We start from the raw sequence: 26,399 nt of genomic DNA on the forward strand, positions 1-26,399 counted from the left end.
GCGGTGCTAGAGTTCGGTTATGAGCGCCATCCAGACCCGCAAGGAACGCGAACGCATCGAACGGCGGCAGCGCATCATCGACACCGCGCGGGAGATCGCCGAGACCGAGGGCTGGGACGCCGTCACCGTGCGCAAACTCGCGGATCGCATCGAATACAGCCAGCCCGTGCTGTACAGCCACTTCGCCGGGAAGGACGCCATCGTCTCCGCGGTCGCCGAGGCGGGGATGGCCGAATTCGCCGGAGTGGTCCGCGAACTCCGCGAGTCCGCGGACACCCCCGAGCAGGCCCTGCGCGCGGTGGTCCAGGGCTACCTCGACTTCGCCCGCGACAGCGCCGCCCTCTACGACGCCATCTTCCTGCTGCGCACCGACCTGAAATTCGGTCCGGACGCGCCGCAGGCCCTCAAGGACGCCTTCGTCGAACTGCTGCTCACCTTCGCTCCCTTCGCACCGCCGCACGACCCCGAGACCTTCACCGAGGTCGCCTGGAGCACCATGCACGGGCTGGCCACGCTGGATCGGGGTGGCCGCCTGCGGCCCGACTTTCGGCAGCAGCGCCTGGAAATCCTGGTCGCCCAATGGGTTCGCGGTGACCGACCCCACTGATCACCCACGGACCTCCCACCCGGGCATACGCTGAAAGCATGGCTGACGCGGTGGTGGTCGGATCCGGTCCCAACGGGCTCGCGGCGGCGGTGATCCTGGCCCGCGCGGGGCTCGACGTCGAGGTGTACGAGGCCGCCGACGGGATCGGGGGCGGGTGCCGCACCGGCGAGGTCACGCTGCCGGGCTTCCACCACGACCTGTGCGCGGGCGCGCATCCGATGGCGGTGGCGTCCCCGTTCTTCCGGGCCTTCGACCTGAAGGCGCACGGCGTCGAACTACTCACCCCGCAGGTGTCCTACGCGCATCCGCTCGACGGCGGCCGCGCCGGGCTGGCCTGGCTCGACCTCGACCACACCGCCGACGGCCTGGGCCGGGACGGCGGAGCGTGGCGGCGGCTGTTCGGTCCGCTGGTGCGCAAGTGGGAGGACCTGGTCGCCCTGCTCATGTCGGATCTGCGGCATCCGCCGATCGACCCGTCCGGCATGCTGCGCCTGGACCCCGGGATCGAACTGCGCGTCCTGCGCCGGATGGTCGAGCAGGCGACGCCGTTGTGGAACATGCGTTTTCGCGAGGATGTGGCGCCCGCGCTGCTCACCGGTGTGTCGGCGCACGCCATCCGGCCGCCGCGCGGATTCCCGGGCGCCGGCGTGGCCATGCTGCTGGGCACGCTCGCCCATGTGCGCGGCTGGCCGGTGCCGCGCGGCGGCAGCCAGGCCATCATCGACGCCCTCGCCGAGGATCTGCGCGTCCACGGCGGGCGCGTCATCACCGGCCACCGCGTCGACTCCCTCGACGAATTCGACGAGGTCCGAGCGGTATTGCTGGATGTCGCGCCGGCCGAGTTGCAACGCATCGCGACCCTGCCCGCACGATACGACTTCGCGCTCAACAGGTTCCGCTACGGCGGCGCGGCCTGCAAGGTGGATTTCGCGCTCTCGGGTCCGGTGCCGTGGCAGGCGCCGGGGTGTGATCGGGCCGGAACTCTGCACCTGGTCGGCACCCGCGCCGAGGCCGTGGCCGCCGAAAAGGCCGTCGCCGCAGGGCGGCACGCGGAGCGGCCCTATGTGCTGGCCATCCAGCCCGGCGTCGTCGACGACACCCGCGCGCCCGCGGGCAAGCACACCCTCTACACCTACGCGCACGTGCCCAACGGCTCGGCCGAGGACCTCACCGAGACCATCACCGCCCAGGTCGAACGCTTCGCCCCCGGCTTCCGCGACCTGATCCTGGCGACCCATGTGCGCACCGCGGTCACCATGCCCGCGCACAATCCGAACTACATCGGCGGCGACATCTCCGCGGGGGCGATGACCCTGCGCCAGACCGTCTTCCGGCCCGCCCCGCGCTGGAACCCGTACGCCACCCCGCTGCCCGGCGTCTACCTGTGCTCCTCGGCCACGCCGCCGGGGCCGGGCGTGCACGGCATGAACGGCTACCATGCCGCCCGCCATGCCCTGCGCAAGGAGTTCGGCATCCCGACCGATCCGCTCGAACTGCTTACCGGCCGCTGGCGCATCTGATTGCTACGCTGCGGCCATGGCCGGTTACTCGGGCACGCCGCTCCCGCGCAAGCTCGGCATCAAGCCCGGGAGCCGGGTGCTGCTGGCCGGGGCGCCGGCGGGATTCGAGCTGGGGGAGTTGCCCGGCGGGGTGCTGTTGCACCGCCGCGCCGGGATCGGGCCCTATGACGTGATCCTCGGCTTCTGCCCCGACCGCGCCGCCCTGACCCGCCGGTTCTCCGGCTGGCGGGAGCGTCTCGCGATCGACGGCGGCCTGTGGCTGGCCTGGCCCAAGAAGTCGAGCGGCGTCCCCACCGATCTCGGTGAGAACGCCGCTCGCGCTTACGGTCTGGGCCAGGGCCTGGTGGACAACAAGGTCGCCGCCATCGACGGCACCTGGTCGGGTTTGCGGTTCGTGGTCCGCCTCGCCGATCGCTGACTACTGCTGGACCGGCTGGGCGCGATAGAGATCCGGCTCCAGGTAGATGACCCGGGCGGCCGGCACCTCGGCGCGCACCCGCGCCTCGGCCTCGTCGATGGCCGCGGCGATCTCGGCGATCTCCAGACCGGGCACGATGGCGACCTTGGCGGCCACCAGCATTTCCTCCGGCCCCAGGTACTGGGTGCGCAGGTGGATGACCCTGTCGATGCAGCGGTCGTCGACCAGGGCGGCGCGGATGGCCGCGTCCTCCTCGGGGGTCGCGCCCTCGCCGATGAGCAGGCTCTGCATCTCGACGATCAGGATGACGGCGATGACGCCGAGCAGGATGCCGATCGACAGGGTGCCGACGCCGTCCCAGATCGGGTCGCCGGTGATCATGGTCAGGCTGATCGCGGCGAACGCGAGGACCAGGCCGATGAGCGCGCCCGAGTCCTCCAGCAGCACCACCGGCAGTTCCGGATTGCGCGAGTTGCGGATGAACCGCCACCAGCTGGCATTGCCCTTGAGCGGCTTGGACTCCCGCATGGCGGTGATGAAGCTGAACCCCTCGAGCCCGATGGCCAGGCCTAGGATGACGATCGCGACGATCGGGTTGGACAGTTCCTCGGGATGCTCGATCTTGTGGATGCCCTCGTAGATGGCGTACACCGAGCCGAGCGCGAAGATGACCAGCGCGACCACGAACGAATAGAAGTAGCGGTTGCGGCCGTAGCCGAACGGGTGCAGCTCGTCGGCCTCCTGTTCGGCCCGGCGTTGTCCGAGCAGCAGCAGGCCCTGGTTGGAGGTGTCGGCCACCGAGTGCACGGCCTCGGCGAGCATGGACGCGGAGCCGGTGATGGCCGCGCCGACGAATTTGGCCGCCGCGATGCCCGCATTCGCGCTGAGCGCCGCCAGGATGGCCTTCTTACCGCCGCCCGCAGACAATGAACCGCCCCTTCCGATGTCCGTTTTGTCGAGAAAACGTGTGTGACCGGGAGGAGCCTACAGTCCGCTCGTCACTCCTCGCCCACCGCGGCGCAGAACAGCTGCGCGGGACCGTCCACCGCCTGAGCCCGGATTCCGCCGTCCGCCGCCGAGATCCACGCCGCCCGACCGCACTCCACGATCAGGTCGTGATTGCCCTGGAAGAGCCGCGCCCGGCCATGGGTGACCAGCGCGATCACCGGACCGGAACCCACCACCGTCACCGGCTCGGCCTCCGGCTCCAACTCGAAGCGGCTGAGCGCGAACTCCGGCGCGGGCGTGTGATAGCGGAAGACGCTGTCCGAGACCTGCTCCGCGCGCACCACCGGCAGGTCGAGCGGCTCGAAGTCGAGCACCCGCAGCAGCTCGGGCACGTCCACGTGCTTGGGGGTGAGCCCACCGCGCAGCACATTGTCGGAGTTGGCCATGATCTCCACGCCCACCCCGCGCAGGTACGCGTGCAGGTTCCCGGCATCGAGGAACAGGCCCTCGCCGGGCTCCAGGGTGATGCGGTTGAGCAGCAGCGCCGCCAGCACCCCGGCATCGCCGGGATAGGCCTCGGCCAGCTCGAGCGCGGTGCGCACCTCGGCGACGAATTCCTTACCGCCGCTGCCCGCCTCGGACAGGTAGCGCACGCAGCCGTCGAGCACCTTGGGCAGCAGCGTGCTCAGGCTCGCCTGCGGCAGCGCGATCCAGGTGGTGAACAGGGTGCGCAGGCCCGCGGAGTCGGGCTGGGCGGCAAGCAGATCGGCGTACTGGCTCAGCTCGGGGACGTCGAGGGCGGCGAGCAGCCGCACGGTCTGGCGCGGATCGCGGAACCCGGCCAGCGCCTCGAAGCGGCCCAGCGCCACCACCAGTTCCGGCTTGTGGTTCTCGTCGCGGTAGTTGCGCATGGCCGAGTCGATGGAAACCCCGGCGTGGTTCTCCCGCGCGAACCCGGCCCGGGCCTGTTCGACGCTGGGATGCGCCTGCAGCGAGAGCGGCTCCTCGGCGGCCAGGATCTTCAGCAGGAACGGCAGCCGTCCGCCGAATTCGCCTGCCACCGGCCCGAGTTCGTGTTGCGGGTCGGCGCTGACCAGCTCCAGCAGGGATTCGCTGTGACCGTTGATCTGTACGCGGGCCGGATCGGCGGGATGCGCCCCGAACCAGAGTTCGGCTTCCGGATGCGCGGAGGGAACCGGCCGTCCGCACAGCTGTGCGAGCGCGGTGCGTGAACCCCAGGCGTAGGAACGCAGCGCACCAACGAGTTCGTGCACTAGTAATTGCCCCCGTCGTAGCGTCCCGGTCCGGTGGCCGGGCGGGAACCGAGTAGTCGGAGATAGGCGGCCGCCATCTCCAGCCGAAGTGCGAGTACCGCAAGCTTTTCCACCTCGCCGCTCGCGGCGGCGGGCACGGGCTGCCCGGGTGCGTCGGCCGGCGGGGCGGCGGCCGCCTCCGTGTCCACGGTGATCAGGTCGGTGTCGACGAGCCCGGCGTCCGAGCCGAACACGGCCAGCCGGCGACGCACGGCGACCTCGTCCGGGTCGGCGCTCACCACGAAGATCCGCACCTGCTCCACCGGCGCGGGGCCGTCGAGCTCCTCGTCGTGGAACAGCGGATCGAAGCCGGGCGCGGCCACGCCTGCGGCCTGCACCAGGCGGCCGTGCGCGGCAATGGCTTCCGAGAGCGAGACGGCCGCGGTGACCTGTCCGGCCGCGGCCAGCAGCACCTCCGACCCGTGTCCGGCGAGCTCGGCGGCCGCGGCGGAATCACCGGCCAGCACGACGCGCTTGCGCTGCATCATGCGGGTGGCCAGGGTCTTGGCCGGATTGTGGAAGGCCTCGTGCTGCGGGCCGTCGCGCAGCGCCTCCTCGTCGAGCAGGTCTGCGAGAGTGTTCAATTCGGGCACGAGCGGTCCGACCCGATGCGGGTCGATGGTGCTCAGCACGGCCAGGCCCGCGGCCAGATAGCGCAGCATCAGATTGTGGTCGAGCACCCGCACTCGCGGCGCGAGAATGGTGGCGCGCCCGGCGGCCGCGGCTCGGATGGGGCCCTCGTCCGGTGCGGCGACGACCACTTCGGCACCCCGTCGGAGTGCTCGGTCCACCGCCTCGGACAGGCGCGGATCACCCGCGTCGTCACCGGCCACCAGCACCACGTCCAGCGGCCCGACCCACGGCGGGACCGAGGTCGCCGGCACCAGCGGCAGGCTGGTGTGGTCGCCCAGGGCCGCGATCAGCAGCGCGGCCGCGCGGGCGGCGCGTCCACTCCCGGAGATCAGGACCAGACTGCGCGGGCGCAGATCGGTCAGCCGGGCGAGCGCATCCTCGGAAAGCGCGGCGGCGGTTGCCCTTACCTGCGCTCCCCCCGAAGCGGCGGAGCGCAGCACACCCCCGGCGTCGGCCGCCTCCAGCGAGGCGACGTCATCGAGGTCGATTACCGGTGTCCCAGCGATCATCGGGCGTTGCCACCTCCCCTCATCGGGTCACCAGGCGCTGGTGAATCCAAGCTCTGTGATTCCACTATTCCAGTCAGGCGCGCACGATGCTCAGGATCTCGGTTACGAGTGCGTCTACATCGTCCTGCGATCGCGCCTCGACGTTGAGCCGCAGCAGCGGTTCGGTATTGGAGGCGCGCAGGTTGAACCAGGCGCCGTCGGCCAGCTGCACGGTCACGCCGTCCAGTCGATCGACCGAGGTGGCGCGGCCGCCGAAGGCCTCGACCACGGCGGTGGTCCGCTCGTGCGCGTCGGCGACCGTCGAGTTGATCTCGCCGGAGGCCGCGTATGTCGCGTAGGCCGAGGCCAATTCCGACATCGTGCGGTCCTTCTCGCCCAGCGCAGCCAGCACGTGCAGCGCGGCCAGCATGCCGGAGTCGGCGCCCCAGAAGTCGCGGAAGTAGTAGTGCGCGGAGTGTTCGCCGCCGAAGATCGCGCCGGTGGCCGCCATCTGCTGCTTGATGAAGGAGTGGCCGACGCGGGTGCGCACCGGGGTGCCGCCCAGCTCGGTGACCAGCTCCGGCACCGCCTTCGAGGTGATCAGGTTGTGGATGACGGTGGCGCCGGGCTCCTTGGTCAGCTCGCGCTCGGCGACCAGGCCGGTGACCGCGGACGGGGAGACCGGGTCGCCCTTCTCGTCCACCACGAAGCAGCGGTCGGCGTCGCCGTCGAAGGCCAGGCCCAGGTCCGCGCCGGTCTTGCGGACGTAGTCCTGCAGGTCGACCAGGTTCTTCGGATCCAGCGGGTTGGCTTCGTGATTGGGGAAGGAGCCGTCCAGTTCGAAGAACAGCGGCTCGATGGTGAACTGCGGCAGCGTGCCCAGCACGGCGGGCACGGTGTAGCCGCCCATGCCGTTGCCCGCGTCCACCGCGATGCGCAGCGGGCGCGAACCGCTCAGGTCCACCAGCTTGTGCAGGAAGTCGGCGTAGGCGGTGAGCAGGTCCTCGCGGGACTCGGCGCCGCGCGGGCCGCCGAAGGCCGGGACGCCGGCGATGACTTCCTCGGTGATCGTGGCCAGGCCGGTGTCCTGACCGACCGGCAGCGCCTTGGCGCGGCACAGCTTGATGCCGTTGTACTTGGCCGGGTTGTGGCTGGCGGTGAACATGGCGCCCGGGCAGTCCAGATGGCCGGAGGCGAAGTACAGCTGGTCGGTGGAGGCGAGGCCGATGTGCACCACGTCCAGGCCCTGGGCGAGCACGCCCTCGGCGAAGGCCGCGGCCAGTTCGGGGGAGGAGTCGCGCATGTCGTGACCGATCACAATGCGCTGCGCGCCCTCGGTGCGCATCAGCCGGGCGAAGGAGCCCGCGACATCGCGGACGAAGTCCGCGTCGATCTGCTCGCCGACCACGCCGCGAACGTCGTATGCCTTGATGACTGCTTGAACGGACTCGGCGGACCGGGCGACTGTCATGGGGAACACCCTAGTAGCAGACCCTTGCCGAGGCAGACTTCGCCTGCCCCTACTTGTCGGGTCAAGTGATTCGGTGAGCTGAGGGCGACTCGTCGGGTATGGCCCGGCGTCGCGCTCGATCAGCTGGGCGGGTCGGGTAGGACGCGTAGGTGCCCGCGGCGGCCGGTGCGGCCCGTGCGGGTGGGGCGCTGCGGGGCCGGGGCGTAGTCGGCGTAGCCGCGCGGGTCGGGATCCGTTGTGCGGCGGCGCAATCCGGCTTCGCGGACGGCTTCGGCCAGGGCGGTCAGATCGTCGTCGTCGGGGGTGGAGCTGGAAAACCCGCCCTCGTGACGGACCAACTCCCATCCCTTCGGCGCGGTGATCCGGGAGGCATGTGTTTCACACAAGTCCCAGGAATGTGGTTCCGCGACCGTGACCAGGGGACCCACGACCGCCATCGAGTCGGAGTACACATAGGTCAGCGTCGCGACGGCCGGGTTCTTGCAGCCTGGACGGCAGCAACGACGCATGGGGATCACGCCAAGCAGGGTAACCCCCCTGGCGGCCCTCTGGACACAGACACGCTCAATGAAGCCCGTCTCACTAGCGTCAATCGGGCCCACAGGGAGGGTTCGCGGCGCGTCTCGTTCCGGACCGAATGGGAAGAACGAGACCTCCAGCGCCGCGAACCAGCCGGAGCGGAGCGGAGGCAGCAGAAAGAGCTAGATTCAAGGTATGACCCGTTCACGTAAGAGGCGGCCGCCCACCGCGCGGTCGGTCATCCGCCGCGGGCGGGGTGTGCGCGGGCCGATGCTGCCTCCGACGGTTCCGGCCCGGCGCACCCGCGGCCAGGAGTTCGACCGGCTGGTGCTGGAGGCGTTCGCGCCTCTGGAGAGCCGTTGGCACGAGCAGTTGACCAAGCTCGACATCGCGGTGGATGACGTGCCGAAAATCCGTCCGCTGCACCCGGATTCGGTCACCTGGCCGGACGAGGTGGTGGCCGACGGGCCCGTGCCGCTGTCACGTCTGATCCCCGCGGGGGTGGACCGCTACGGCATGGCCACCCGCGCGCGCGTCGTGTTGTTCCGCAAGCCCTTGGAGTTGCGGGCCGGTGACCCGGACGACCTGGTCGACCTGCTGCGCGAGGTCCTCGTGCAGCAGATCGCGACCTACCTCGGGGTGGAGCCCGACATCATCGATCCCGAACCCGAGTAGTAGGCCCCGATCCCGAACCCGAGTGGTAAGCCCCCGAACTACGTTTCGCAACAACTGGTTTCGTCAGTTCGGGGTAACTCTTCGGGCACGTCCGACGTTGTATCGGCTCCCAACCGCCGGCACGGGTTGCCGGCGGTCGACGGCTCTCAGCCGTCCGCTGAAGGCGCGGAGAGGCGGGTCGGTGGAGAGGCGGGTCAGATGATGCCGCGCTTGAGGCGGCGGCGCTCACGCTCGGAGAGGCCGCCCCAGATGCCGAAGCGCTCGTCGTTGGCGAGGGCGTATTCCAGGCACTCGTCGCGGACCTCGCAGCCCAGGCAGATGCGCTTGGCCTCGCGGGTGGAGCCGCCCTTCTCGGGGAAGAACGCCTCCGGATCGGTCTGGGCGCACAGCGCCCGTTCCTGCCATTGTTCGGCTTCGGTCATCATGCGACCGCCGCGCGCGAAAGTGTCGTACATATCCTCGGCACCGGTGACGATCAGGCTCAGCCGCGGTGGTTCGGGCTGGTAGGCAGCTCGCGCCCACTGTCCGCCCCCCGGCCGCGTCGTCATCGGTTCACCCCCCTCGTATCCGTTCCGATCGTCGGCGCAGAAGTCAGGTGCTGCGCCAGTCGTGGAATCGGTTTGCGATACACCGCCCGGAATGCCCGACGGGGCCAGCTCATCGGCCATCGCTCCGCCTCCTCACTGTGTGTTAGCGCAGAATGATTAATCCGTCGGAGCCGATCCCACCGACGGCCCAACACCGCGGCGTAGTCCCGCGGCCATCCCCGAGCTTGCGCCACTCCGGTGCGAACAGTTGTTCGAAAACCCGTCCGCGCCTTGCACTCTCACGCGGACCCGGAATGACATGCCTGTGATTAGACACGCCGGGAGCGGCGATGGTCAAGCTGCCGAAGCGATTCCGTTACCATCTGTGACCCCTTCTGGCGGCGTTCCCGCAGATCAGACAGCAAATTCACAGCAAATGAGCTGCGAGCCGCTTTCGGCCCGTCACCGCATAGGCTGTGCGGATGTGACTCGAGAACAAGCGGACACCGCGCCCGGCACCGGCCTGCGGATCGCGGTCCTGGTCGGCGGAGTCGGCGGCGCCCGGTTCCTGATGGGCGTGCGCGAGCTGCTGCCCGGAGCCGACACCACGGCCATCGTCAATGTCGGCGACGACGTCTGGATGCACGGGCTGCGCATCTGCCCTGACCTGGACACCTGCATGTACACCCTGGGTGGCGGCATCGATCCGGAACGCGGCTGGGGACACGCGAACGAGACCTGGAACGCCAAGGAGGAGCTGGCGAAATACCACGCCCAGCCCGATTGGTTCGGCCTCGGTGACCGCGATATCGCCACCCATCTCATCCGCTCGGAAATGCTGCGTCAGGGCTACCCGCTCTCCGCGGTGACCGAGGCGCTCTGCAATCGGTGGCAGCCCGGGGTGACGCTGCTCCCGGCAACCGACGACCGCTGCGAAACCCACGTCGTCATCGGCGACCCGGAGAACCCTGGCGAACGCCGCGCGATCCATTTCCAGGAGTGGTGGGTCCGGTACCGGGCGAACGTAGAGACCCATGGATTCGTGACTATTGGGGCAGAAGCTGCGAAACCGGCACCGGGTGTGACAGAAATCATAGAGTCCGCCGATGTGATCCTGCTCGCTCCGTCGAACCCCGTCGTGAGCGTCGGAGCCATCCTCTCGGTTCCCGGCATCCGGGGCGCAATCCGCACCTCGGGCGCGAAGGTGATCGGCCTGTCCCCGGTGATCGGTGGAAAAGCCTTGCGCGGCATGGCCGATGAATGCCTGTCGGTGATCGGCGTGGAGACCTCCGCGGAGGCGGTCGGGAACTACTACGGCGCGCGCTCGGGCACCGGCATCCTCGACGGCTGGCTCGTCCACACCGGCGACACCGCCGACATCCCCGGCGTCGAAGTCCGCAGCGTCCCCCTGCTCATGACCGACCCGGCCACCACCGCCGAGATGGTTCGCGAAGCCCTCGACATCGCGGGAGTCACACCGTGACAACGGATTCCATCCAGACCCCGGGCGACCACGCGTCCGGCGGCGAACTGCGCATCCTGCCGATTCCGGGCCTGCCCGAATTCCGGCCCGGCGACGACGTCGCCGAAGCCATTGCGGCACAGGCGCCTTGGCTGCGGGACGGCGACGTGCTGGTGGTCACCAGCAAGATCGTCGCCAAGGCCGAGGGCCGCGTGGTCACCGTGCCCACCGACCCCGAGGAGCGCGACGCCGCCCGCCGCCGGCTGGTGCTCGAGGAGTCGGTGCGGGTGCTCGCCCGCAAGAACCGCACCCTCATCACCGAGAACAAACTCGGCATCGTGCAGGCCGCCGCCGGCATCGACGGCTCCAATGTGGAGCAGGACGAACTCGTGCTGCTGCCCGAGGATCCCGACGCCAGCGCCAAGGCCCTGCGCGCGGGCCTGGCCGAACGGCTCGGCGTGCAGGTGGCCGTGGTCATCACCGACACCATGGGCCGGGCCTGGCGCAACGGCCAGATCGACGCCGCCATCGGCTCGGCCGGGCTGCGGGTGCTGCACGACTACAACGGCGCGGTCGACGGGCAGGGCAACGAACTGCACGTCACCCTGGTCGCGATCGCCGACGAACTGGCCGCCGCCGCGGACCTGGTGAAGGGCAAGCTGGGCGGCGTCCCGGTCGCGGTGGTGCGCGGGCTCGACTACACCGACGACGGCTCCACCGCCGGGGACCTGCTGCGCCGCGGCGAGGAGGACCTGTTCTGGCTCGGCACCGAGGAATCGGTGGACCTGGGCCGCAAACAGGCGCTGTTGCTGCGCCGCTCGGTGCGACAGTTCGCCGACACCCCGGTCGAACCCGGGATCATCCGGGCCGCCGTCGCCGCCGGTCTCACCGCGCCCGCCCCGCACCACACCCGCCCGGTGCGGTTCGTGTGGGTGCGCAAGCGCGGTCTGCGCGACCAGCTGCTCGAGGCCATGGCCGAGAAGTGGCGGACCGACCTGACCGGTGACGGCCGCTCGCCGGAGAGTGTGGAGAAGCGAGTCGCGCGGGGCCGCATCCTGTTCGACGCCCCCGAGGTGATCATCCCGTTCTGCGTGCCCGACGGCGCGCACGACTATCCGGACGAGATCCGCCGGGCCGCGGAGAAGACCATGTTCACCGTGGCGGTCGGCGCGGCCGTGCAGGGTCTGCTGGTGTCGCTGGCCGTGCGCGGGGTGGGCAGCTGCTGGATCGGTTCCACCATCTTCGCGCCCGACGTCACCCGGGAGGTGCTGGGTCTGCCCGCGGACTGGAGCCCGCTCGGCGCCATCGCCGTCGGTTACCCCCTCGACGAGCTCGCCCCGCGCGAGGTCGGCGAGCCCGGCATCGGTCTGGTCGAACTGTGAGCGCGGAGTCACTGCACAAGTCCGCCACCGAACTGCTCGAGACCTGGTCCCCGGCAACGGGTCCCGAGCAGTCGCTGCGCGAGGCCATGCTGGCCTTCCTCGGTTCCGCGCCGCGCGGCTGCCTGCGCGAGCACGCGGCCGGGCACATCACCGCCTCGGCCATCGTGCTCTCCCATGACGAGCGAGAGGTGCTGCTCACCCTGCACCCCCGCGTGGGCCGGTGGATCCAGCTCGGCGGCCACTGTGAGGAATCCGACGATTCGGTCGCCGCGGCCGCCTTCCGGGAGGCGACCGAGGAATCCGGCATCGAGGGCCTGACCCTCGAGCCCGGCCTCTACGGCGCGCAGGCCCACCCCATCACCTGCTCCCTCGGCGTCCCCACCCGGCACCTGGACCTGCTGTTCAAGATCAAGGCCCCGGAAGGCGCTGTCCCGGTGCGCAGTTCGGAATCCACCGACCTGCGCTGGTGGCCGGTCGACGCCCTGCCCGCCGACGCCGACGTGCTGTTGCGCTGACCGGACACGGGGGTTCCGGATGGCGGAACCCCCGTGTTACTGTCCGGTCGTACACGTTCTCAGGGCGGGGCGGAATTCCCCACCGGCGGAAATGGCGAGCCGGACCGATCCGGGACGCACGAGCCCGCGAGCGCCACACCTTCCGGGTGTGGGTCCAGCAGATTCCGGTGTGATCCCGGAGCCGACGGTCACAGTCCGGATGGAAGAGAACGCGGCACCGGCTCGTCCGCTCGCGCGGCCGGCCCTGTTCGCGTCTATGCCCTGGGTGACAGCGAACAGGAGGAATCCCCATGTCACCCATGCCGAATCGCATCGCCCTCGTCGCCGCCCGCTGGCACAGCGACATCGTCGACAAGGCCGTCGAATCCTGCCGCGCGGAGCTGCTCGAGCGCGGCTACACCGAGATCGACGTGATCGAGGTGCCCGGCGCGTTCGAGATCCCGTTGCAGGCCAAGCGTTTGGCCACCAGCGGCGCGTACGCCGCGGTCGCCGGGGTCGCGCTGGTGGTGGACGGCGGCATCTACCGCCACGACTTCGTCGCGCCGACCGTGGTCGACGCCCTCATGCGGGTGCAGCTCGACACCGATGTGCCGGTGTTCTCGGCCGTGCTCACCCCGCACCACTTCCACGAGCACGCCGAACATCTGGAGTACTTCGCCCGGCACTTCGTGAAGAAGGGCGCGGAGCTGGCCAACGCCATCGCCGCCACCCTGGCGCTGGGCGCGATCCCCGCCTGAGCAAGCGTTCGCGCACCCTGTCCGCGCGAGCCGGAGGCGGCTCGTCGCGCGGACAGGGTGCGCGGTTCCGACGACGCGCAGCAGGGGGAACGCGCCGGCGGTCCGGTTTCGGCCCAGGGGTTGGGGTCAGGCCGGAACCAGGTCCTTGTCGTGCGGGCCGGGATGATCGTCGTCGACCATGGCCCGCTCGTCGAACGGGATCTCGCGGTCCAGCACCGCGCGGACGCGGGCCGGGTCGATGGTGTCGGTCCAGGTGCCGACCAGCAGGGTGGCGACGGCATTGCCCGAGAAGTTGGTCAGCGCACGGGCTTCCGACATGAACCGGTCGATGCCCACGATCAGGCCGACCCCGTCCAGCAGTTCCGGGCGATGGCTCTGCAGTCCGCCCGCCAGGGTGGCCAGGCCCGCACCGGTGACACCCGCCGCACCCTTGGACGCCACGATCATGAACAGCAGCAGCCCGAGCTGCTCGTGCCAGGCCAGCGGCTTGCCCATGGCATCGGCCACGAACAGCGTCGCCATGGTCAGGTAGATGGCGGTGCCGTCCAGGTTGAACGAATACCCCGTCGGCACGACCACGCCCACCGTGGTGCGATCCACCCCGACATGCTCCATCTTGGCGATCAGCCGCGGCAGCGCCGACTCCGAGGACGAGGTCGCGAAGATCAGCAGATACTCGCGCGCCAGATAGCGGACCAGTTTGAAGATCGAGGTCCCCGCCACCAGGCGCAGCAGCAGGCCGAGCACGCCGAAGATGAACAGGACGCAGGTCAGGTAGAAGGCCACCATCAGCAGCGCCAGCTGCTTCACCGCGTCCAATCCGGTGCGCGCCACCACATTCGCCATCGCGCCGAACGCGCCGATCGGGGCCAGCCACAGGATCATGGTCAGAATCCGGAAGACCAGCTTCTGGATCGAGGCCACCCCGCGCAGGATCGGTTCACCCGCCGCGCCCATGGCCTGGATGGCGAATCCCGCCAGCAGCGCCACGAACAGCGCCTGCAATACCTTCCCCGAGGTCAGCGACGACAGCAGCGTCGTCGGCACGATGTCCTCGAAGAACTGCCAGGTGCCGCCCGCCGCCTTGGCGTCGGTGGCGTACTTGGTGACCTCCTTCGCGTGCGCGGCCACGTTCAGGCCCGACCCGGGATGCAGCAGATTGCCGACCAGCAGCCCGATGCCCAGCGCCACCGTGGACATGATCAGGAAGTAGCCGATGGCCAGACCGCCCACCCGGCCGACCTTGGCGGCCGCCCGCACCGAGCCGATGCCCAGCACGATGGTGCAGAAGATGACCGGCGTGATCATCATCTTGATCAGGTTCACGAAGATGGTGCCCAGCTCACCGACGCTCTTGCCGAAGCCCGGCGCCAGCTTGCCGACCACGACGCCGGCGATGACGGCCACGATGACGGCCAGGTACAGCCAGTGGGTACGGTCTCGGGCCGGTGGTGTTGCACTGTCGCTCATAACGTGAGAATCATGTTCCACCGAGTGACGCCGGTCACTGTTTCGTAAATTATGTTCATGACGTTCGCGGAGGAATCGTGAAGGGCCGAAGACCCCGCCGCACCCTGGCCGGGCAGGTGTTCGTCGTCCAGGTGCTGGTGCTCGCGGCGGTGATCGCCGCCGCCGCGCTGCTGACCTTCCTGCAGACCCGCCGGGTGCAGGACGACGCCACCCGCGCCGAGGTGCGCGACACCGCGGTCGCCGTCGCGCAGTCGCCCTCCACGCTGGCCGGGGTGCGCGGCCCGGACCCGACCGCCGCGCTGCAACCGGTGACCGAGGCCATCCGCAAGGCCACCGGCATGGACTTCATCGTGGTGATGGCCCCCGACCGCACCCGCTACACCCACACCGAGACCGACCGGATCGGAAAACCGTTCAGCGGCAATATCGATCGGGCGCTCGCGGGGGAGACCTTCACCGAGACGTTCACCGGCACCCTCGGCCCGTCCATCCGCGCGGTCACCCCGGTCCGCGACGCCGACGGCCGCATCGTCGCGCTGGTGTCGGCGGGTGTTACCCGCACCCACATCGGCGAGCAGGTGCGCGCTCAGCTGCCGCTCATCCTGGCGGTGGCCGCGGGCGGGCTGGCGCTGGCCACGATCAGCTCACTGTTGCTGCGGCGCAGGCTGTTACGGCAGACCCACGGGCTCGGTACCGCCGAACTGCGGATGATGTACGAGCACCACGACGCGGTGCTGCACTCCATCCACGAGGGGCTGCTGGTGTTCGGCAGGTCCGACGCCGACGCCGAGGTGGTCAACGATCAGGCGCGCCTGCTGCTCGGCCTGCCCGACGGGCCGATCACCCGCGCGGACCTGCCGGTGTCATTGCAGCGCTTGGGGGCCGGCGTGGTGCGTGACGAGATGCACGTGACCCCCGAGCGGGTACTGGTGGTGAATCAGGACGTGGTCGAGCACGCCGGACGCCGCATCGGCACCGTGGTCACGCTGCGCGACCACACCGAATTGCGGGATGTGCTCGGCGAATTGGATTCGGTGCGCGGTTTCGCCGAATCGCTGCGCGCCCAGGCGCACGAGGCCGCCAACCGGCTGCACACCGTGGTCACCATGGTCGAGCTGGGGCGGAATCGGGAGGCGGTGAGCTTCGCGACCGCGGAACTCGAACTGTCCCAGGCCCTCATCGACCGGCTCACCGGGGCGGTCGCCGAACCCGCGGTGGTGGCGCTGCTGCTGGGCAAGGTGGAGCAGGCCGCCGAATACGGCGTCGAACTGACCGTCACCGGCGACACCCTGCTCGACACCACCGAGCCGCTCACCCCGCACGAGATGGTCACGTTGCTGGGCAATCTCATCGACAACGCCCTCGACGAGGTGGGCCATGACGAGGACGCCTGGCTGGAGGTGACGGTGCGCCGCGACGACACCGAGCTGTACATCCGGGTCGCCGACAGCGGGCCCGGCATGTCCGAGGAACTGTTCACCCGCGCCACCGAGCGCGGCTACTCCACCAAGACCGACCACCACGGGCTCGGGCTGGCGCTGGTGCGGCGGCTGGTGGCCCGGCACGCCGGTGAGTTGCGGGCCCGGCGCGAGCCGGAATCCGCTGTGATCGTGAGGTTTCCGCGATGAGAACCGACCGGGAGGCGCCGGTCCGGGTGCTGATCGTCGAGGACGAGCCGAAAATCGCTGCGGCACACCGCTCTTACCTGGATAGGGTGGACGGTTTCGACGTGGTGGCGGTGGCGCACACCGGGCGCGAGGCCCTCTCGATCGCGAAAAGGTCACAATCTTCCGGCGTCCCGATCGATCTGGTGCTGATGGACATCGGTTTGCCGGACATGAGCGGGCTCGCGGTGGCCGCCGCGCTCGCGGTGCTGCGCCCACGCCCCGATGTCATCGCCGTCACCTCCGCCCGGGATCTGGCCATGGTGCGCGCCGCCGTCGCGCACGGCGTGGTGCTGTATCTGTTGAAGCCCTTCACCTTCGCCGCCTTCCGGGAGAAGCTGGAACGCTACCGCGAGTACCGCGCCGCCCTGCCCGCCGGCGAGACCGCGGTGTCCCAGCACGACATCGACCGCGCCTTCGGCGTGCTGCGCACACCCGAACAGCGGCCCACGTCCCCGAAAGGCATTGCGCCGCAGACGATGGACGAGGTGTCGCGCGCGGTGCGGGGTGCGCCCGAGGGCCTGTCCGCGGGCGAAGCGGGCCGCGCGGTGGGGGTTTCGCGGGTGACCGCGTGGCGATACCTGGAACGTATGGCCGAAGACGGCGTGGTGGAACGGCGAACCGACTACGGTCGGACGGGACGGCCGCAGGTTCGCTACGTGTGGTTGCGCTGAGTGCGGGGGATTGCACACCGAGCGCGGTTCGCCGCTGATTTGCGCGTATGGGTAAGTGACGGGAACCACAGGGGCGGTTGCGCCGGAACCGACTGCTCATGATGTAACGGTGGCCACCTTTCGGTCCGCACACGTGCTGTAACAGCCACTAGGTTTCAAGATATGTAGCTGCGAAGTTCTGACGAAGTTGAGTAGCGGAGAAAACGTGCGAATGTTCGGCAAACGGTTGGGTTCGCCGGATCCCAAACGCCACCTGTGGGTGCTGGGGCTCATCGCCCCCATGTCGGCGTTGCTGCCCTCCCAGCTGGTGTTGCATACCAAGCTGACGGTGTTCTGGTGGATCGGACCGATCATCATCCTGATCGTGATTCCGGTGCTGGACTGGGTCGTCGGGGAGGACGGCACCAATCCGCGCGACGAGGATTACGAACTACTCAGCAATGACCGGTTCTACCGGTGGTGCACCTACCTGTTCCTGCCGATCCAGGTGATCGGCCTGGTCATCGCCGCCTGCATGTGGGCGGGCACGGACCTGTCCGCGGTCGACAAGATCGGGCTGGCCACCACGCTGGGGCTTGTCAGCGGTATCGGCATCAACGCGGCGCACGAGCTCGGCCACCGGGTCGAGAGCCTCGAGCGCTGGCTGTCGAAAATGGCGCTGGCGCAGTCGGCCTACGGGCATTTCTTCGTCGAGCACAACAAGGGCCACCACGCCCGCGTCGCCACCCCCGAGGACCCCGCCAGCGCCCGCATGGGCGAATCGCTGTGGGAGTTCCTGCCCCGCAGCGTGATCGGCGGCTTCCGTTCGGCAATCAAGCTCGAAAACGAGCGGCTGGCGCGCAAGGGGCACCGCTGGTTCAGTGTCCACAACCACATCCTGCAGGCGTGGAGCATGACCGTCGTCCTGTTCGGCGGCCTGATGGCGATCTACGGCCCGGCCATCCTGCCGTACCTGCTGTTGCAGGCAGTGATCGGCGCGGGCCTGCTCGAAACCGTCAACTACGTCGAGCATTACGGGCTGCTGCGCCGTCGTCGCCCGAACGGTAACTGGGCCCGCTGCGCCCCGAGCGACAGCTGGAACAGCGACCGCCTGGTCACCAATATCTTCATGTTCCACCTGCAGCGGCACAGCGACCATCACGCCAATCCCGGCCGCCGCTACCAGACGCTGCGCAGTTCCGAGGAAGCCCCGCAGCTGCCCGCGGGCTATGCCACCATGATCTTGCTGGCCCTGTTCCCGCCGGTGTGGCGCATCGTGATGGACCCGCGCCTGCTCGCGCACTACTCGGGGGACGTCAGCCGGGCCAATATCCAACCCCGCAAGCGCGAGCGCATCCTCGCCGCGTACGACGTACCGGCGGCCGCGTAGGGTTTGGGAGAAGCAGCCGACCAGGAGAGGCAGATGACGACCTCAGTGTCCAGCACGATGACCCCTGATGTTCGCAACGGGATCGACTACAAGGTGGCGGATCTGTCACTGGCCGAGTTCGGCCGCAAGGAGATTCGCCTTGCCGAGCACGAGATGCCGGGCCTGATGGCGCTGCGTCGCGAGTACCACGACGTGCAGCCGCTGAAGGGCGCGCGCATCTCCGGCTCCCTGCACATGACCGTGCAGACCGCCGTGCTGATCGAGACCCTGGTCGCGCTGGGCGCGCAGGTCCGGTGGGCGTCGTGCAACATCTTCTCCACCCAGGACCACGCGGCCGCCGCGGTCGTGGTGGGCCCGCACGGCACCGTCGACGAGCCCAAGGGCACCCCGGTCTTCGCCTGGAAGGGCGAGAGCCTGGAGGAGTACTGGTGGGCCGCCGAGCAGATGCTGACCTGGCCGGGCGAGCCGGCCAACATGATCCTCGACGACGGTGGTGACGCCACCATGCTGGTGCTGCGCGGCGCCCAGTTCGAGAAGGCCGGCGTCGTGCCGCCCGAGGACGAGACCCACTCCGAGGAGTACAAGGTCTTCCTGAACCTGCTGCGCGCGAGCCTCGAGGCGGACGGCGGCAAGTGGGGCGCGATCGCCGAGTCGGTCAAGGGCGTCACCGAGGAGACCACCACCGGCGTGCTGCGGCTGTACCAGTTCGCCGCCGCGGGCGAGCTGGTGTTCCCGGCCATCAACGTCAACGACTCGGTCACCAAGTCCAAGTTCGACAACAAGTACGGCACCCGCCACTCGCTGATCGACGGCATCAACCGCGGCACCGATGTGCTCATCGGCGGCAAGAAGGTGCTGATCTGCGGTTACGGCGACGTCGGCAAGGGCTGCGCGGAGTCGATGGCCGGCCAGGGCGCGCGCGTCCAGGTCACCGAGATCGACCCGATCAACGCGCTGCAGGCGCTGATGGACGGCTTCGACGTGGTCACCGTCGAGCAGGCCATCGCCGACGCCGATATCGTGATCACCTCGACCGGCAACAAGGACATCATCACCCTCGATCACATGAAGGCGATGAAGGGCCAGGCCATCCTGGGCAATATCGGCCACTTCGACAACGAGATCGACATGGCCGCCCTGGAGCGTTCCGGCGCGCAGCGGTTGAACATCAAGCCGCAGGTCGACCTGTGGACGTTCCCCGAGACCGGCCGCTCGATCATCGTGCTGTCCGAGGGCCGCCTGCTCAACCTGGGCAACGCCACCGGCCACCCCTCGTTCGTCATGTCGAACTCCTTCTCCAACCAGGTCATCGCGCAGATCGAACTGTGGACCAAGCCGGAGGAGTACGACAACGAGGTCTACCGCCTCCCCAAGCACCTCGACGAGAAGGTCGCCAAGATCCACGTCGAGGCCCTGGGCGGCACCCTGACCAAGCTCACCAAGGACCAGGCCGAGTACATCGGCGTGGACGTGGAGGGCCCGTACAAGCCGGAGCACTACCGCTACTGAGCGGAAACCGCTCGTAACAGCTGACAATTCGGCCGGTCACCCCGCACTGGGGGACCGGCCGAATCTCGTCGCCGGGCGGACTAGCTCACCCACGGCGGGATGTAGACGTCGGTGCATCCGGAGTCCGCGTGCCAGTACAGGCCCTGGCCGGTGATCCGGCACAGGAACCCCTTGTCGAGATGGTCCGCGGAACCGCCGCTCGAGCCGGTGGTCGTGGCCACGGGCTCCGCGGTGAGCGGGGCGGCGATCGGAGCCAGGACGGGTGTGGCCTATGCCGCCGGGTCGAGGACCGCGCTGCTCGGGTTGAACACCGGGTACTTGCAGGTGGCGGTGGCCGAATCCCATTTGCCGTACTGCAGTTGGCAGAGGAACTGCATGTACCCTCTGGTCAAGCCGGATCCCGAGGCGAGTTCGGTCGAACCCGCGTTGAGCGCGGAGGAGCCCGGCGACATGCTCAGCGCCATGAACAGGGCCGTCAAATCCGCCCCGAGGCCGTACTCCGAGATCGGCGCCGGCTCGGGCGCGAGCGGGTCGGCGGTGGCGGTGCCGGTGGCCAGGGCGGCGGTGGCCAAGGTCGCGGCGACGGCGGTCGAGACGCGGTGGGTCAGAGCGGATTTCATCGGGAAACTCCTCGGTGGTAAAGCGTTGGCACAGTTTAAAAGGAAGGCGTTTTAGAACTGTGCCGGGAATTCTGGGGGCACGGCCTCGATGGGGGGTGCGGAAATGACTGTGCCGCCGTCCTTTTCGGGGGCGGCGGCACGGAGTCGGGGTGGTGTCAGCGAAGGCAGACGTCGAAGACGGGTACCCAGGTGCCGCCGGTGATGCTGCAGAAACCGGCGTTGAGGAGCTGGCTCACGCTGGAACCGGTGCCGAGGAAGTTGCTCGAGCCGCCGGAGGAGGAGAGGGAGGATGCCGAGCCGGAGTCGGCGACCTGGGCGGCCGAATCCGGGGTGGCGGGGTCGAGGGTGAGAGGGGCCGCGTTCGCGGTGCCGCCCAGGGAGAGGGCGGCGGTGGAGATGGCGACGGCGGCCAGGGTGAGGCGTGTCTTCATCAGGGGGTGCGCTCCTTGCAGGGGGAGTGGTGGCTAGAACCTACAAGGGTTGAATCGTGAGTGTTTCGGATTCGCTCATATTGTTCCGGTGATCGCGGATCGGGCTCGCCGGACAAACCGGAACCTGCCGTTACGTGGCGGCGGAGGTTGGGTAGTCTCGCCGCATGGGTGCACTGGTTCCGGTGGAAGGGCTCGACGGCGCGGGCAAGCGCACGCTCACCGAGGCCGTCGTCGCGGACCTGCGCGCCCGCGGGCTGCGCGTCGCGACACTGGCGTTCCCGCGGTACGGGGTCTCGGTGCATGCCGACCTGGCGGCCGAGGCGCTGCGCGGCGGCCATGGGGATACCGCCCAGTCCGTGAACGCCATGGCGCTGCTGTTCGCCCTCGACCGCGCCGACGCGCGCGACCAGCTCTCGAAACTGCTCGCGGACAACGACATCGTGCTACTGGACCGCTACGTCGCCTCCAATGCCGCCTACTCCGCCGCGCGCCTCGACCAGGACGCGCGCGGTGAAATCGTGGACTGGATCGCCACATTGGAGTTCGAACGATTCGGACTGCCCGCCCCGGATATCCAGATTCTCCTGGATGTTCCGGTCGACGTGGCCGAGGAGCGCGCCCGCCTGCGCGGCGAGGCCGACGCCGCGCGCGCGTTGGACGCGTACGAGAAAGACGGTGGACTGCAGCGTCGCACCGGTAGGGTCTACCGTGAGCTGGCCGAAATCAGCTGGCGTGGACCGTGGTGGGTGCATCGAACCGGAGACGATCCGGCAACACTCGCCGCGCGCCTCGCGGAAATTGTTGCTGGATAGGGTTGGATGTCCGCCGACAGGTCACGAGTGTTGGCGTGGCGGCCGAATCAGAGCCGGAGAGGTGACAAACTAGACGTTATGAAGCCGAAGATTCTGGTCGTCGACGACGATATGGCTCTCGCGGAGATGCTCACGATCGTCTTGCGCGGTGAGGGTTTCGACCCCCACGTCGTCGGAGACGGCACGCAGGCGCTGACCGCGGTCCGGGAGTTGCGCCCGGACCTCGTGTTGCTGGACCTCATGCTGCCCGGCATGAACGGCATCGACGTATGCCGGGTGTTGCGAGCCGACTCGGGTGTGCCCATCGTGATGCTGACGGCGAAGACCGACACGGTCGACGTCGTCCTGGGTTTGGAAAGCGGCGCCGACGACTACATCGTCAAGCCGTTCAAGCCGAAGGAACTCGTGGCCCGGGTGCGGGCGCGCTTGCGTCGCACCGAGGAGGAGCCGCAGGAACTGCTGTCGATCGCCGATATCGTCATCGATGTGCCCGCGCACAAGGTGACTCGCGGCGGCGCGCAGATCTCGCTGACTCCCCTGGAGTTCGATCTGCTGGTGGCGCTGGCCCGCAAGCCGCGCCAGGTGTTCACCCGCGAGGTGCTGCTGGAACAGGTCTGGGGATACCGGCACGCCGCCGACACCCGCCTGGTCAACGTGCACGTGCAGCGGTTGCGCGCCAAGGTGGAGAAGGACCCGGAGAACCCTGAGATCGTGTTGACCGTTCGAGGTGTGGGCTACAAGGCCGGACCGCCGTGATCGATGGCTCCAGAAACCGCGTGCAGCGGTGGCTGGCGGTAGTGATGGCCTGGTTCCGCAATCTGGGCGAGCAACTGGGCCATGTGTGGCGGCGTTCGCTGCAGTTGCGAGTCGTCGTGTCCACCCTCACCCTGTCGCTGATCGTCATCACGATTCTGGGCGTCGTGCTCACGAGTCAGATCACCGACCGGCTGTTGGACGCGAAGATCAACGCGGCCGTCGAGGAAATGGGTCGCGCCCGCAACACCGTTCAGAATCAACTGACCGGTGTGCACGACTCGGGCACCCAGCAGAGTCGACTCGACGATGCCCGCCGCGCGCTGTTCTCCAGCGCCGGCGGGACCCAGACCGGCGGCGCCGCAGGCAGTTACGAGGCCGCCCTGGCGATGACGGGAGACAGCGGACAGGAGCTCACCTCCGGCTCGATCCAGGAGATCCCCACCGAGCTGCGGCAATTCGTCAAGCAGCGGCAGGTCTCCTACCAGTTCTCCACGGTCTCCAGCCCGGACGGGTACAAGGGCTCGGCGCTGATCATCGGCAGTCCGTCGGCCGATATCGACTCGCTGGAGATCTATCTGATCTTCCCGCTCACCAATGAGCAACGCAGCCTGTCGCTCATGCGCGGCACCATGCTCATCGGCGGCATCGTGCTGCTGGTCCTGCTGGCCGCCATCACGGCGCTGGTGACCCGGCAGGTGGTGCTGCCCATCCGATCCGCGGCCCGCATCGCGAGCCGATTCGCGGACGGGCGCCTCAAGGAGCGCATGCTGGTGCGCGGTGAGGACGACATGGCCAGGCTGGCCATGTCGTTCAACGAGATGGCCGAGAGTCTGTCCAACCAGATCACCCAACTCGAGGAGTTCGGAAATCTGCAGCGCCGCTTCACCTCCGACGTCAGCCACGAGCTGCGCACGCCGTTGACCACGGTGCGCATGGCGGCCGACCTCATCCACGGATCCAGCGACGACCTGGACCCGGCGCTGGCGCGCTCCGCCGAACTGCTGGTCAACGAACTCGACCGCTTCGAGGGCCTGCTCAACGACCTGCTCGAGATCAGCCGCCACGACGCGGGTGTGGCCGAGCTGCAAGTGGAATCGCTGGACGTGCGCATGTGCGCGCGGGCCGCGGTCTCCACGGTGCGGCACCTGGCCCGCGAATCCGGCGTGGAACTCGTGGTCGACATGCCCGAGGAACCCCTTGTCGCCGAGGTGGATCCACGCCGCGTCGAACGGGTGCTGCGCAACCTGCTCGCCAATGCCATCGACCACAGCGAGGGCAAACCGGTCCTCATGCGCATGCGCGGCGACGTGGACGCCAATGCCGTCGCCATCGTGGTGCGCGACCAGGGCGTGGGCCTGCGCCCGGGCGAGGAGAAGCTGGTGTTCAACCGCTTCTGGCGCTCGGACCCCTCCCGTATGCGCCGCTCCGGCGGCACCGGCCTGGGCCTGTCCATCAGCGTCGAGGACGCCAACCTGCACGAGGGCAAGCTCGAGGCGTGGGGCGAGATCGGCGTGGGCGCGAGCTTCCGGCTCACCCTGCCGCTGGTCCGCGGCCGCAAACTGGGCACGAGCCCACTCTCGTTGGAGCCGCCCAAGATTCGCGGCGCGGTCTCACCCGAACAACTGGCCCTGGATATCGCGGGCCCCGACACCCCGGCGGGTTCGGACACGGCCTCCGGCGAAGCCGCCGCGGGCCCTGATTCGGTCCCGGCGGGCCTGCTCGGCCTGGCCGCGCTCGAATCCGTGCCCACCGCAATCGAACCGGGCACCGACGGCCTCGACGCGGCCGCGGTGGAATCCGCCGCCGCGGCAGCCGCGGAAACCGGCGACGACGAACCGGGATTCGACGCCATCGCCCCGGAATTCCCGGCCGCCACCGGCATCGACGACGCGACTGCCGACCACGGCGACGTGACCGCGGCCGACCTGGCCGATGCCGCCGACCTGGCCGCCCGCGAGGGCTTCGAGCCCGAGCCCCCCGACAACGGCACCACCGGAACACCTCCCGGCCCCGCCGAGGGAACCGGTTCCGGGCGTGACGCTTCCGCCGAGCCGGGTGACGGCCAATCATGAGGCGGCCGGCGAGGGCCCTGTTCCGGGTCCTGGCGGCCCTCGGCTGCCTGATCGCGGTGAGCTCCTGTGCGAGCCTGCCGGATTCGTCGGCGCCGCAGGCGCTGGGCAGCTTGGACCACCAGCCCACCAGTACCGCGCTCAACCCGCCGGTGGCCGGGCGCGAGCCCGAACAGCTGCTGCTGGACTACCTGCAGGCCACCGCGGACCCGGCGAACCGGCATCAGCTGGCGCGCCAATTCCTCTCGCCCGCGGCGAATGTGCAGTGGGACGACGGGGCCGGGATCACCATCGTGGACTCCCAGCCGAACACCTTGCGCGAGTCCCGCACGGGTGATTCGGCCACCTATGTGATCCGGGCGCGCAAGATCGGCGAGCTGGCCGCGGACGGCTCCTACCGGGCCGCCGACGGCACGCTGGAGACCAAGATCGATCTGGAGAAGATCGGCGGCGAGTGGCGGATCAAGGACGTGCCCTCGGGTGTCATCGTCGAGCAGGCCGCGTTCGCCAAGTTCTACCACCGGTATTCGTTGTTCTTCCCGAATCCGGCCGGGGCCGGGATGGTGCCGGACCTGCGCTGGATCTCCGCCCGCAAGGACCAGGTGGCGCAGCGGTTGCTCAGCATGCTCAGCGAGGGGCCGCAGTCGGCGCTGGCTCCGGCCGTGCGCAACCCGATGGGCGCGCCCGTCTCGCAGCGCGGCCCGGTCACCAAGGCCAATGGCGATCCCGACAGCGTCGGGGTCGGGGGCGGCGGGATGGCCGTCGACTTCTCCGGCGCGGCCGCGCTCGACCCGGCCAACCGGGACCTGCTCGCCGCCCAGGTGGTCCTCACCCTGTCCGGGGCCGACGTGCTGGGCCCGTACCTGATCAACGCCGACGGCAAACCGCTCGTCGAGAAGTACGCGGCGGGCTGGCAGCGCGCCGATGTGGAGGCCCGCAGTCCGGATGTGATCGCCCGCAACCGGACCGGTCTGCACGCGGTCCGTGACGGTTCGCTGGTGGCGGTCAACGGCAGCGGCATCACGCCCGCCCCCGGCTTCTTCGGCAGCACCCACGCGCTGCAGTCGGTGGGGCTCTCGCCGGACGGGACGCTGGTCGCCGCGGTGGCCCGCTCCGGCCGTCCGGACCCCGAACCCGAGCGCACCCTAATCATCGGAACCTATGACGGGCAGGGCTTTCCGGTCGCCACCGGCGGCACCTTCACCCGGCCCACCTGGCCCGCCGACGGCGGTTCGGCCTGGTCGGTGGTGGACGGGGACCGGGTGATCCGGGCCGTGCACGACCGCGGCACCGGCAATGTGTCGGTGCAGGACGTCGACATCGCCGACCTGATGGCGGCCGCGATCAACTCGACCTCGCCGCGCACCCCCATCACCGAACTGCGCATCTCCCCGTCCGGGGCGCGGGCGGCGATCATCGCCAACGGCAAGGTGTACGTGGCGGTGGTGGTCCCGCAGCCGAACGGGAAGTTCGCGCTGTCCTCGCCGCTGCCGCTGGCCATCGGACTGTCCACGCCCGCGGTGTCCATCGACTGGCTCACCGACGAGCGGGTCATCGTGGCCCGCGACGGCACCGTCGACCCGGTGGCCGGGGTGCTGGTGGACGGTTCGGAGTACCGGGCCCAGTCCTCCCAGAACCTCACCCCGCCGGTGCGGGTGGTGAGCGCCTCCCCGGATCAGGAGTACGTGGCCGACTCGCGCGCGGTGCTGGAACTGACCCGCAATCCCGAAGGGCGCGAGGACTACTGGCGCGAAGTTCCGGGTCTGGGGGCCAACGCGGTTCCGGTGCTGCCCGGCTAGGCGCACACTGG

The 26,399-nt window shown here is 69.4% G+C and carries 26 protein-coding genes and 1 riboswitch; of the genes, 16 read left to right on the top strand and 10 right to left on the bottom strand.

Annotated elements, in window-relative coordinates:
* Window positions 1-19: 19 nt before the first annotated feature.
* From ACFRAQ_RS04340 to ACFRAQ_RS04350, 3 genes are read left to right on the top strand one after another with little or no spacing between them, the layout of a single operon-like run.
* The gene (locus tag ACFRAQ_RS04340) at window positions 20-607 is read left to right on the top strand and encodes a TetR/AcrR family transcriptional regulator (RefSeq protein WP_357283517.1); all 588 of its coding nucleotides are present in this window, start codon (window positions 20-22) and stop codon (window positions 605-607) included.
* Window positions 608-645: 38 nt separating this feature from the next.
* Window positions 646-2,127, top strand: coding sequence for a phytoene desaturase family protein (locus tag ACFRAQ_RS04345; protein WP_379094010.1), 1,482 nt, complete (start codon window positions 646-648; stop codon window positions 2,125-2,127).
* Between the two features lie 16 nt (window positions 2,128-2,143).
* The gene (locus ACFRAQ_RS04350) at window positions 2,144-2,545 is read left to right on the top strand and encodes a hypothetical protein (protein WP_379094013.1); all 402 of its coding nucleotides are present in this window, start codon (window positions 2,144-2,146) and stop codon (window positions 2,543-2,545) included.
* Here the strand turns inward: ACFRAQ_RS04350 and ACFRAQ_RS04355 are convergent, their stop codons facing one another.
* From ACFRAQ_RS04355 to ACFRAQ_RS04375, 5 genes are all read right to left on the bottom strand, one after another.
* A complete protein-coding gene (locus ACFRAQ_RS04355; protein WP_379094016.1) occupies window positions 2,546-3,472 on the bottom strand; it encodes a cation diffusion facilitator family transporter in 927 nt (308 codons plus the stop codon).
* Window positions 3,473-3,543: 71 nt separating this feature from the next.
* A complete protein-coding gene (manA, locus tag ACFRAQ_RS04360) occupies window positions 3,544-4,767 on the bottom strand; it encodes a mannose-6-phosphate isomerase, class I (RefSeq protein WP_379094019.1) in 1,224 nt (407 codons plus the stop codon).
* Window positions 4,767-5,948 carry a tobH protein gene (locus ACFRAQ_RS04365; RefSeq protein WP_379094022.1) on the bottom strand — a complete coding sequence of 394 codons (1,182 nt, stop codon included), beginning with the start codon at window positions 5,946-5,948 and terminating at the stop codon, window positions 4,767-4,769. Before ACFRAQ_RS04365 ends, manA begins: the two co-directional genes overlap by 1 nt.
* A gap of 73 nt (window positions 5,949-6,021) precedes the next feature.
* A complete protein-coding gene (locus ACFRAQ_RS04370) occupies window positions 6,022-7,398 on the bottom strand; it encodes a phosphomannomutase/phosphoglucomutase (protein WP_379094025.1) in 1,377 nt (458 codons plus the stop codon).
* Window positions 7,399-7,517: 119 nt separating this feature from the next.
* Window positions 7,518-7,907, bottom strand: coding sequence for a DUF3499 domain-containing protein (locus tag ACFRAQ_RS04375; protein ID WP_379095806.1), 390 nt, complete (start codon window positions 7,905-7,907; stop codon window positions 7,518-7,520).
* A 205-nt stretch (window positions 7,908-8,112) separates the two neighbouring features.
* On the opposite strand from ACFRAQ_RS04375, the gene ACFRAQ_RS04380 reads away from it, so the two are divergent.
* The gene (locus tag ACFRAQ_RS04380; protein WP_357087107.1) at window positions 8,113-8,592 is read left to right on the top strand and encodes a metallopeptidase family protein; all 480 of its coding nucleotides are present in this window, start codon (window positions 8,113-8,115) and stop codon (window positions 8,590-8,592) included.
* Window positions 8,593-8,786: 194 nt separating this feature from the next.
* Here ACFRAQ_RS04380 and ACFRAQ_RS04385 read toward each other — a convergent pair whose 3' ends face one another.
* Window positions 8,787-9,047 (bottom strand): WhiB family transcriptional regulator, encoded by a 261-nt coding sequence (locus ACFRAQ_RS04385; protein WP_213560898.1) that lies wholly within the window; start codon window positions 9,045-9,047, stop codon window positions 8,787-8,789.
* A 595-nt stretch (window positions 9,048-9,642) separates the two neighbouring features.
* Between ACFRAQ_RS04385 and cofD the strand changes: the two genes are divergently transcribed.
* The 4 genes from cofD to ACFRAQ_RS04405 all read left to right on the top strand — a co-directional run bounded on the left by cofD (window position 9,643) and on the right by ACFRAQ_RS04405 (window position 13,215).
* Window positions 9,643-10,602 (top strand): 2-phospho-L-lactate transferase, encoded by a 960-nt coding sequence (cofD, locus tag ACFRAQ_RS04390; RefSeq protein ID WP_379095809.1) that lies wholly within the window; start codon window positions 9,643-9,645, stop codon window positions 10,600-10,602.
* Entirely contained in the window at window positions 10,599-11,963 is a 1,365-nt protein-coding gene (locus tag ACFRAQ_RS04395; RefSeq protein ID WP_379094028.1) for a coenzyme F420-0:L-glutamate ligase, read from the top strand. Before cofD ends, ACFRAQ_RS04395 begins: the two co-directional genes overlap by 4 nt.
* Entirely contained in the window at window positions 11,960-12,478 is a 519-nt protein-coding gene (locus tag ACFRAQ_RS04400) for an NUDIX domain-containing protein (RefSeq protein ID WP_357283541.1), read from the top strand. The genes ACFRAQ_RS04395 and ACFRAQ_RS04400 overlap by 4 nt, the downstream gene beginning before the upstream one ends.
* A 51-nt stretch (window positions 12,479-12,529) precedes the next feature.
* A riboswitch (FMN riboswitch) is annotated at window positions 12,530-12,693 on the top strand.
* Between the two features lie 75 nt (window positions 12,694-12,768).
* Window positions 12,769-13,215: a 6,7-dimethyl-8-ribityllumazine synthase gene (locus ACFRAQ_RS04405; protein WP_379094032.1), complete on the top strand. Its 447-nt coding sequence runs from the start codon at window positions 12,769-12,771 to the stop codon at window positions 13,213-13,215.
* 126 nt (window positions 13,216-13,341) lie between these two features.
* Here the strand turns inward: ACFRAQ_RS04405 and ACFRAQ_RS04410 are convergent, their stop codons facing one another.
* Window positions 13,342-14,685: a cation:dicarboxylate symporter family transporter gene (locus ACFRAQ_RS04410; protein WP_379094035.1), complete on the bottom strand. Its 1,344-nt coding sequence runs from the start codon at window positions 14,683-14,685 to the stop codon at window positions 13,342-13,344.
* A gap of 77 nt (window positions 14,686-14,762) precedes the next feature.
* Here ACFRAQ_RS04410 and ACFRAQ_RS04415 point away from each other — a divergent pair, with 77 nt between their 5' ends.
* The 4 genes from ACFRAQ_RS04415 (at window position 14,763) to ahcY (ending at window position 19,901) form a co-directional block, all read left to right on the top strand.
* Window positions 14,763-16,313: an ATP-binding protein gene (locus ACFRAQ_RS04415; RefSeq protein WP_379094038.1), complete on the top strand. Its 1,551-nt coding sequence runs from the start codon at window positions 14,763-14,765 to the stop codon at window positions 16,311-16,313.
* Window positions 16,310-17,023, top strand: a complete 714-nt coding sequence (locus ACFRAQ_RS04420) for a response regulator (protein WP_379094041.1) — start codon at window positions 16,310-16,312, stop codon at window positions 17,021-17,023. Before ACFRAQ_RS04415 ends, ACFRAQ_RS04420 begins: the two co-directional genes overlap by 4 nt.
* 211 nt (window positions 17,024-17,234) lie before the next feature.
* Window positions 17,235-18,392: an alkane 1-monooxygenase gene (locus tag ACFRAQ_RS04425; protein WP_379094044.1), complete on the top strand. Its 1,158-nt coding sequence runs from the start codon at window positions 17,235-17,237 to the stop codon at window positions 18,390-18,392.
* A 33-nt stretch (window positions 18,393-18,425) separates the two neighbouring features.
* Window positions 18,426-19,901 (top strand): adenosylhomocysteinase, encoded by a 1,476-nt coding sequence (gene ahcY, locus ACFRAQ_RS04430; protein ID WP_379094047.1) that lies wholly within the window; start codon window positions 18,426-18,428, stop codon window positions 19,899-19,901.
* Between the two features lie 80 nt (window positions 19,902-19,981).
* Here the strand turns inward: ahcY and ACFRAQ_RS04435 are convergent, their stop codons facing one another.
* The 3 genes from ACFRAQ_RS04435 to ACFRAQ_RS04445 all read right to left on the bottom strand — a co-directional run bounded on the left by ACFRAQ_RS04435 (window position 19,982) and on the right by ACFRAQ_RS04445 (window position 20,952).
* Window positions 19,982-20,122, bottom strand: coding sequence for a hypothetical protein (locus tag ACFRAQ_RS04435; RefSeq protein ID WP_379094050.1), 141 nt, complete (start codon window positions 20,120-20,122; stop codon window positions 19,982-19,984).
* Window positions 20,123-20,170: 48 nt separating this feature from the next.
* Window positions 20,171-20,521 carry a hypothetical protein gene (locus ACFRAQ_RS04440; RefSeq protein WP_379094053.1) on the bottom strand — a complete coding sequence of 117 codons (351 nt, stop codon included), beginning with the start codon at window positions 20,519-20,521 and terminating at the stop codon, window positions 20,171-20,173.
* A gap of 155 nt (window positions 20,522-20,676) precedes the next feature.
* A complete protein-coding gene (locus ACFRAQ_RS04445; protein ID WP_379094056.1) occupies window positions 20,677-20,952 on the bottom strand; it encodes a hypothetical protein in 276 nt (91 codons plus the stop codon).
* Between the two features lie 164 nt (window positions 20,953-21,116).
* Between ACFRAQ_RS04445 and ACFRAQ_RS04450 the strand changes: the two genes are divergently transcribed.
* The 4 genes from ACFRAQ_RS04450 to lpqB all read left to right on the top strand — a co-directional run bounded on the left by ACFRAQ_RS04450 (window position 21,117) and on the right by lpqB (window position 26,388).
* Window positions 21,117-21,764, top strand: coding sequence for a dTMP kinase (locus ACFRAQ_RS04450; RefSeq protein WP_379094059.1), 648 nt, complete (start codon window positions 21,117-21,119; stop codon window positions 21,762-21,764).
* 78 nt (window positions 21,765-21,842) lie between these two features.
* On the top strand, window positions 21,843-22,520 hold the full coding sequence (gene mtrA, locus ACFRAQ_RS04455; protein ID WP_033090495.1) for an MtrAB system response regulator MtrA: 678 nt from the start codon (window positions 21,843-21,845) through the stop codon (window positions 22,518-22,520).
* A gap of 44 nt (window positions 22,521-22,564) precedes the next feature.
* Window positions 22,565-24,592 carry an MtrAB system histidine kinase MtrB gene (mtrB, locus tag ACFRAQ_RS04460; protein ID WP_379095812.1) on the top strand — a complete coding sequence of 676 codons (2,028 nt, stop codon included), beginning with the start codon at window positions 22,565-22,567 and terminating at the stop codon, window positions 24,590-24,592.
* Complete coding sequence (gene lpqB, locus ACFRAQ_RS04465) at window positions 24,589-26,388, top strand: MtrAB system accessory lipoprotein LpqB (protein ID WP_379094063.1); 1,800 nt, start codon at window positions 24,589-24,591, stop codon at window positions 26,386-26,388. Before mtrB ends, lpqB begins: the two co-directional genes overlap by 4 nt.
* Window positions 26,389-26,399 lie beyond the last annotated feature (11 nt).

This window comes from Nocardia sp. NPDC056611 (assembly GCF_042792755.1).
In the GTDB taxonomy this organism is placed as follows: domain Bacteria; phylum Actinomycetota; class Actinomycetes; order Mycobacteriales; family Mycobacteriaceae; genus Nocardia.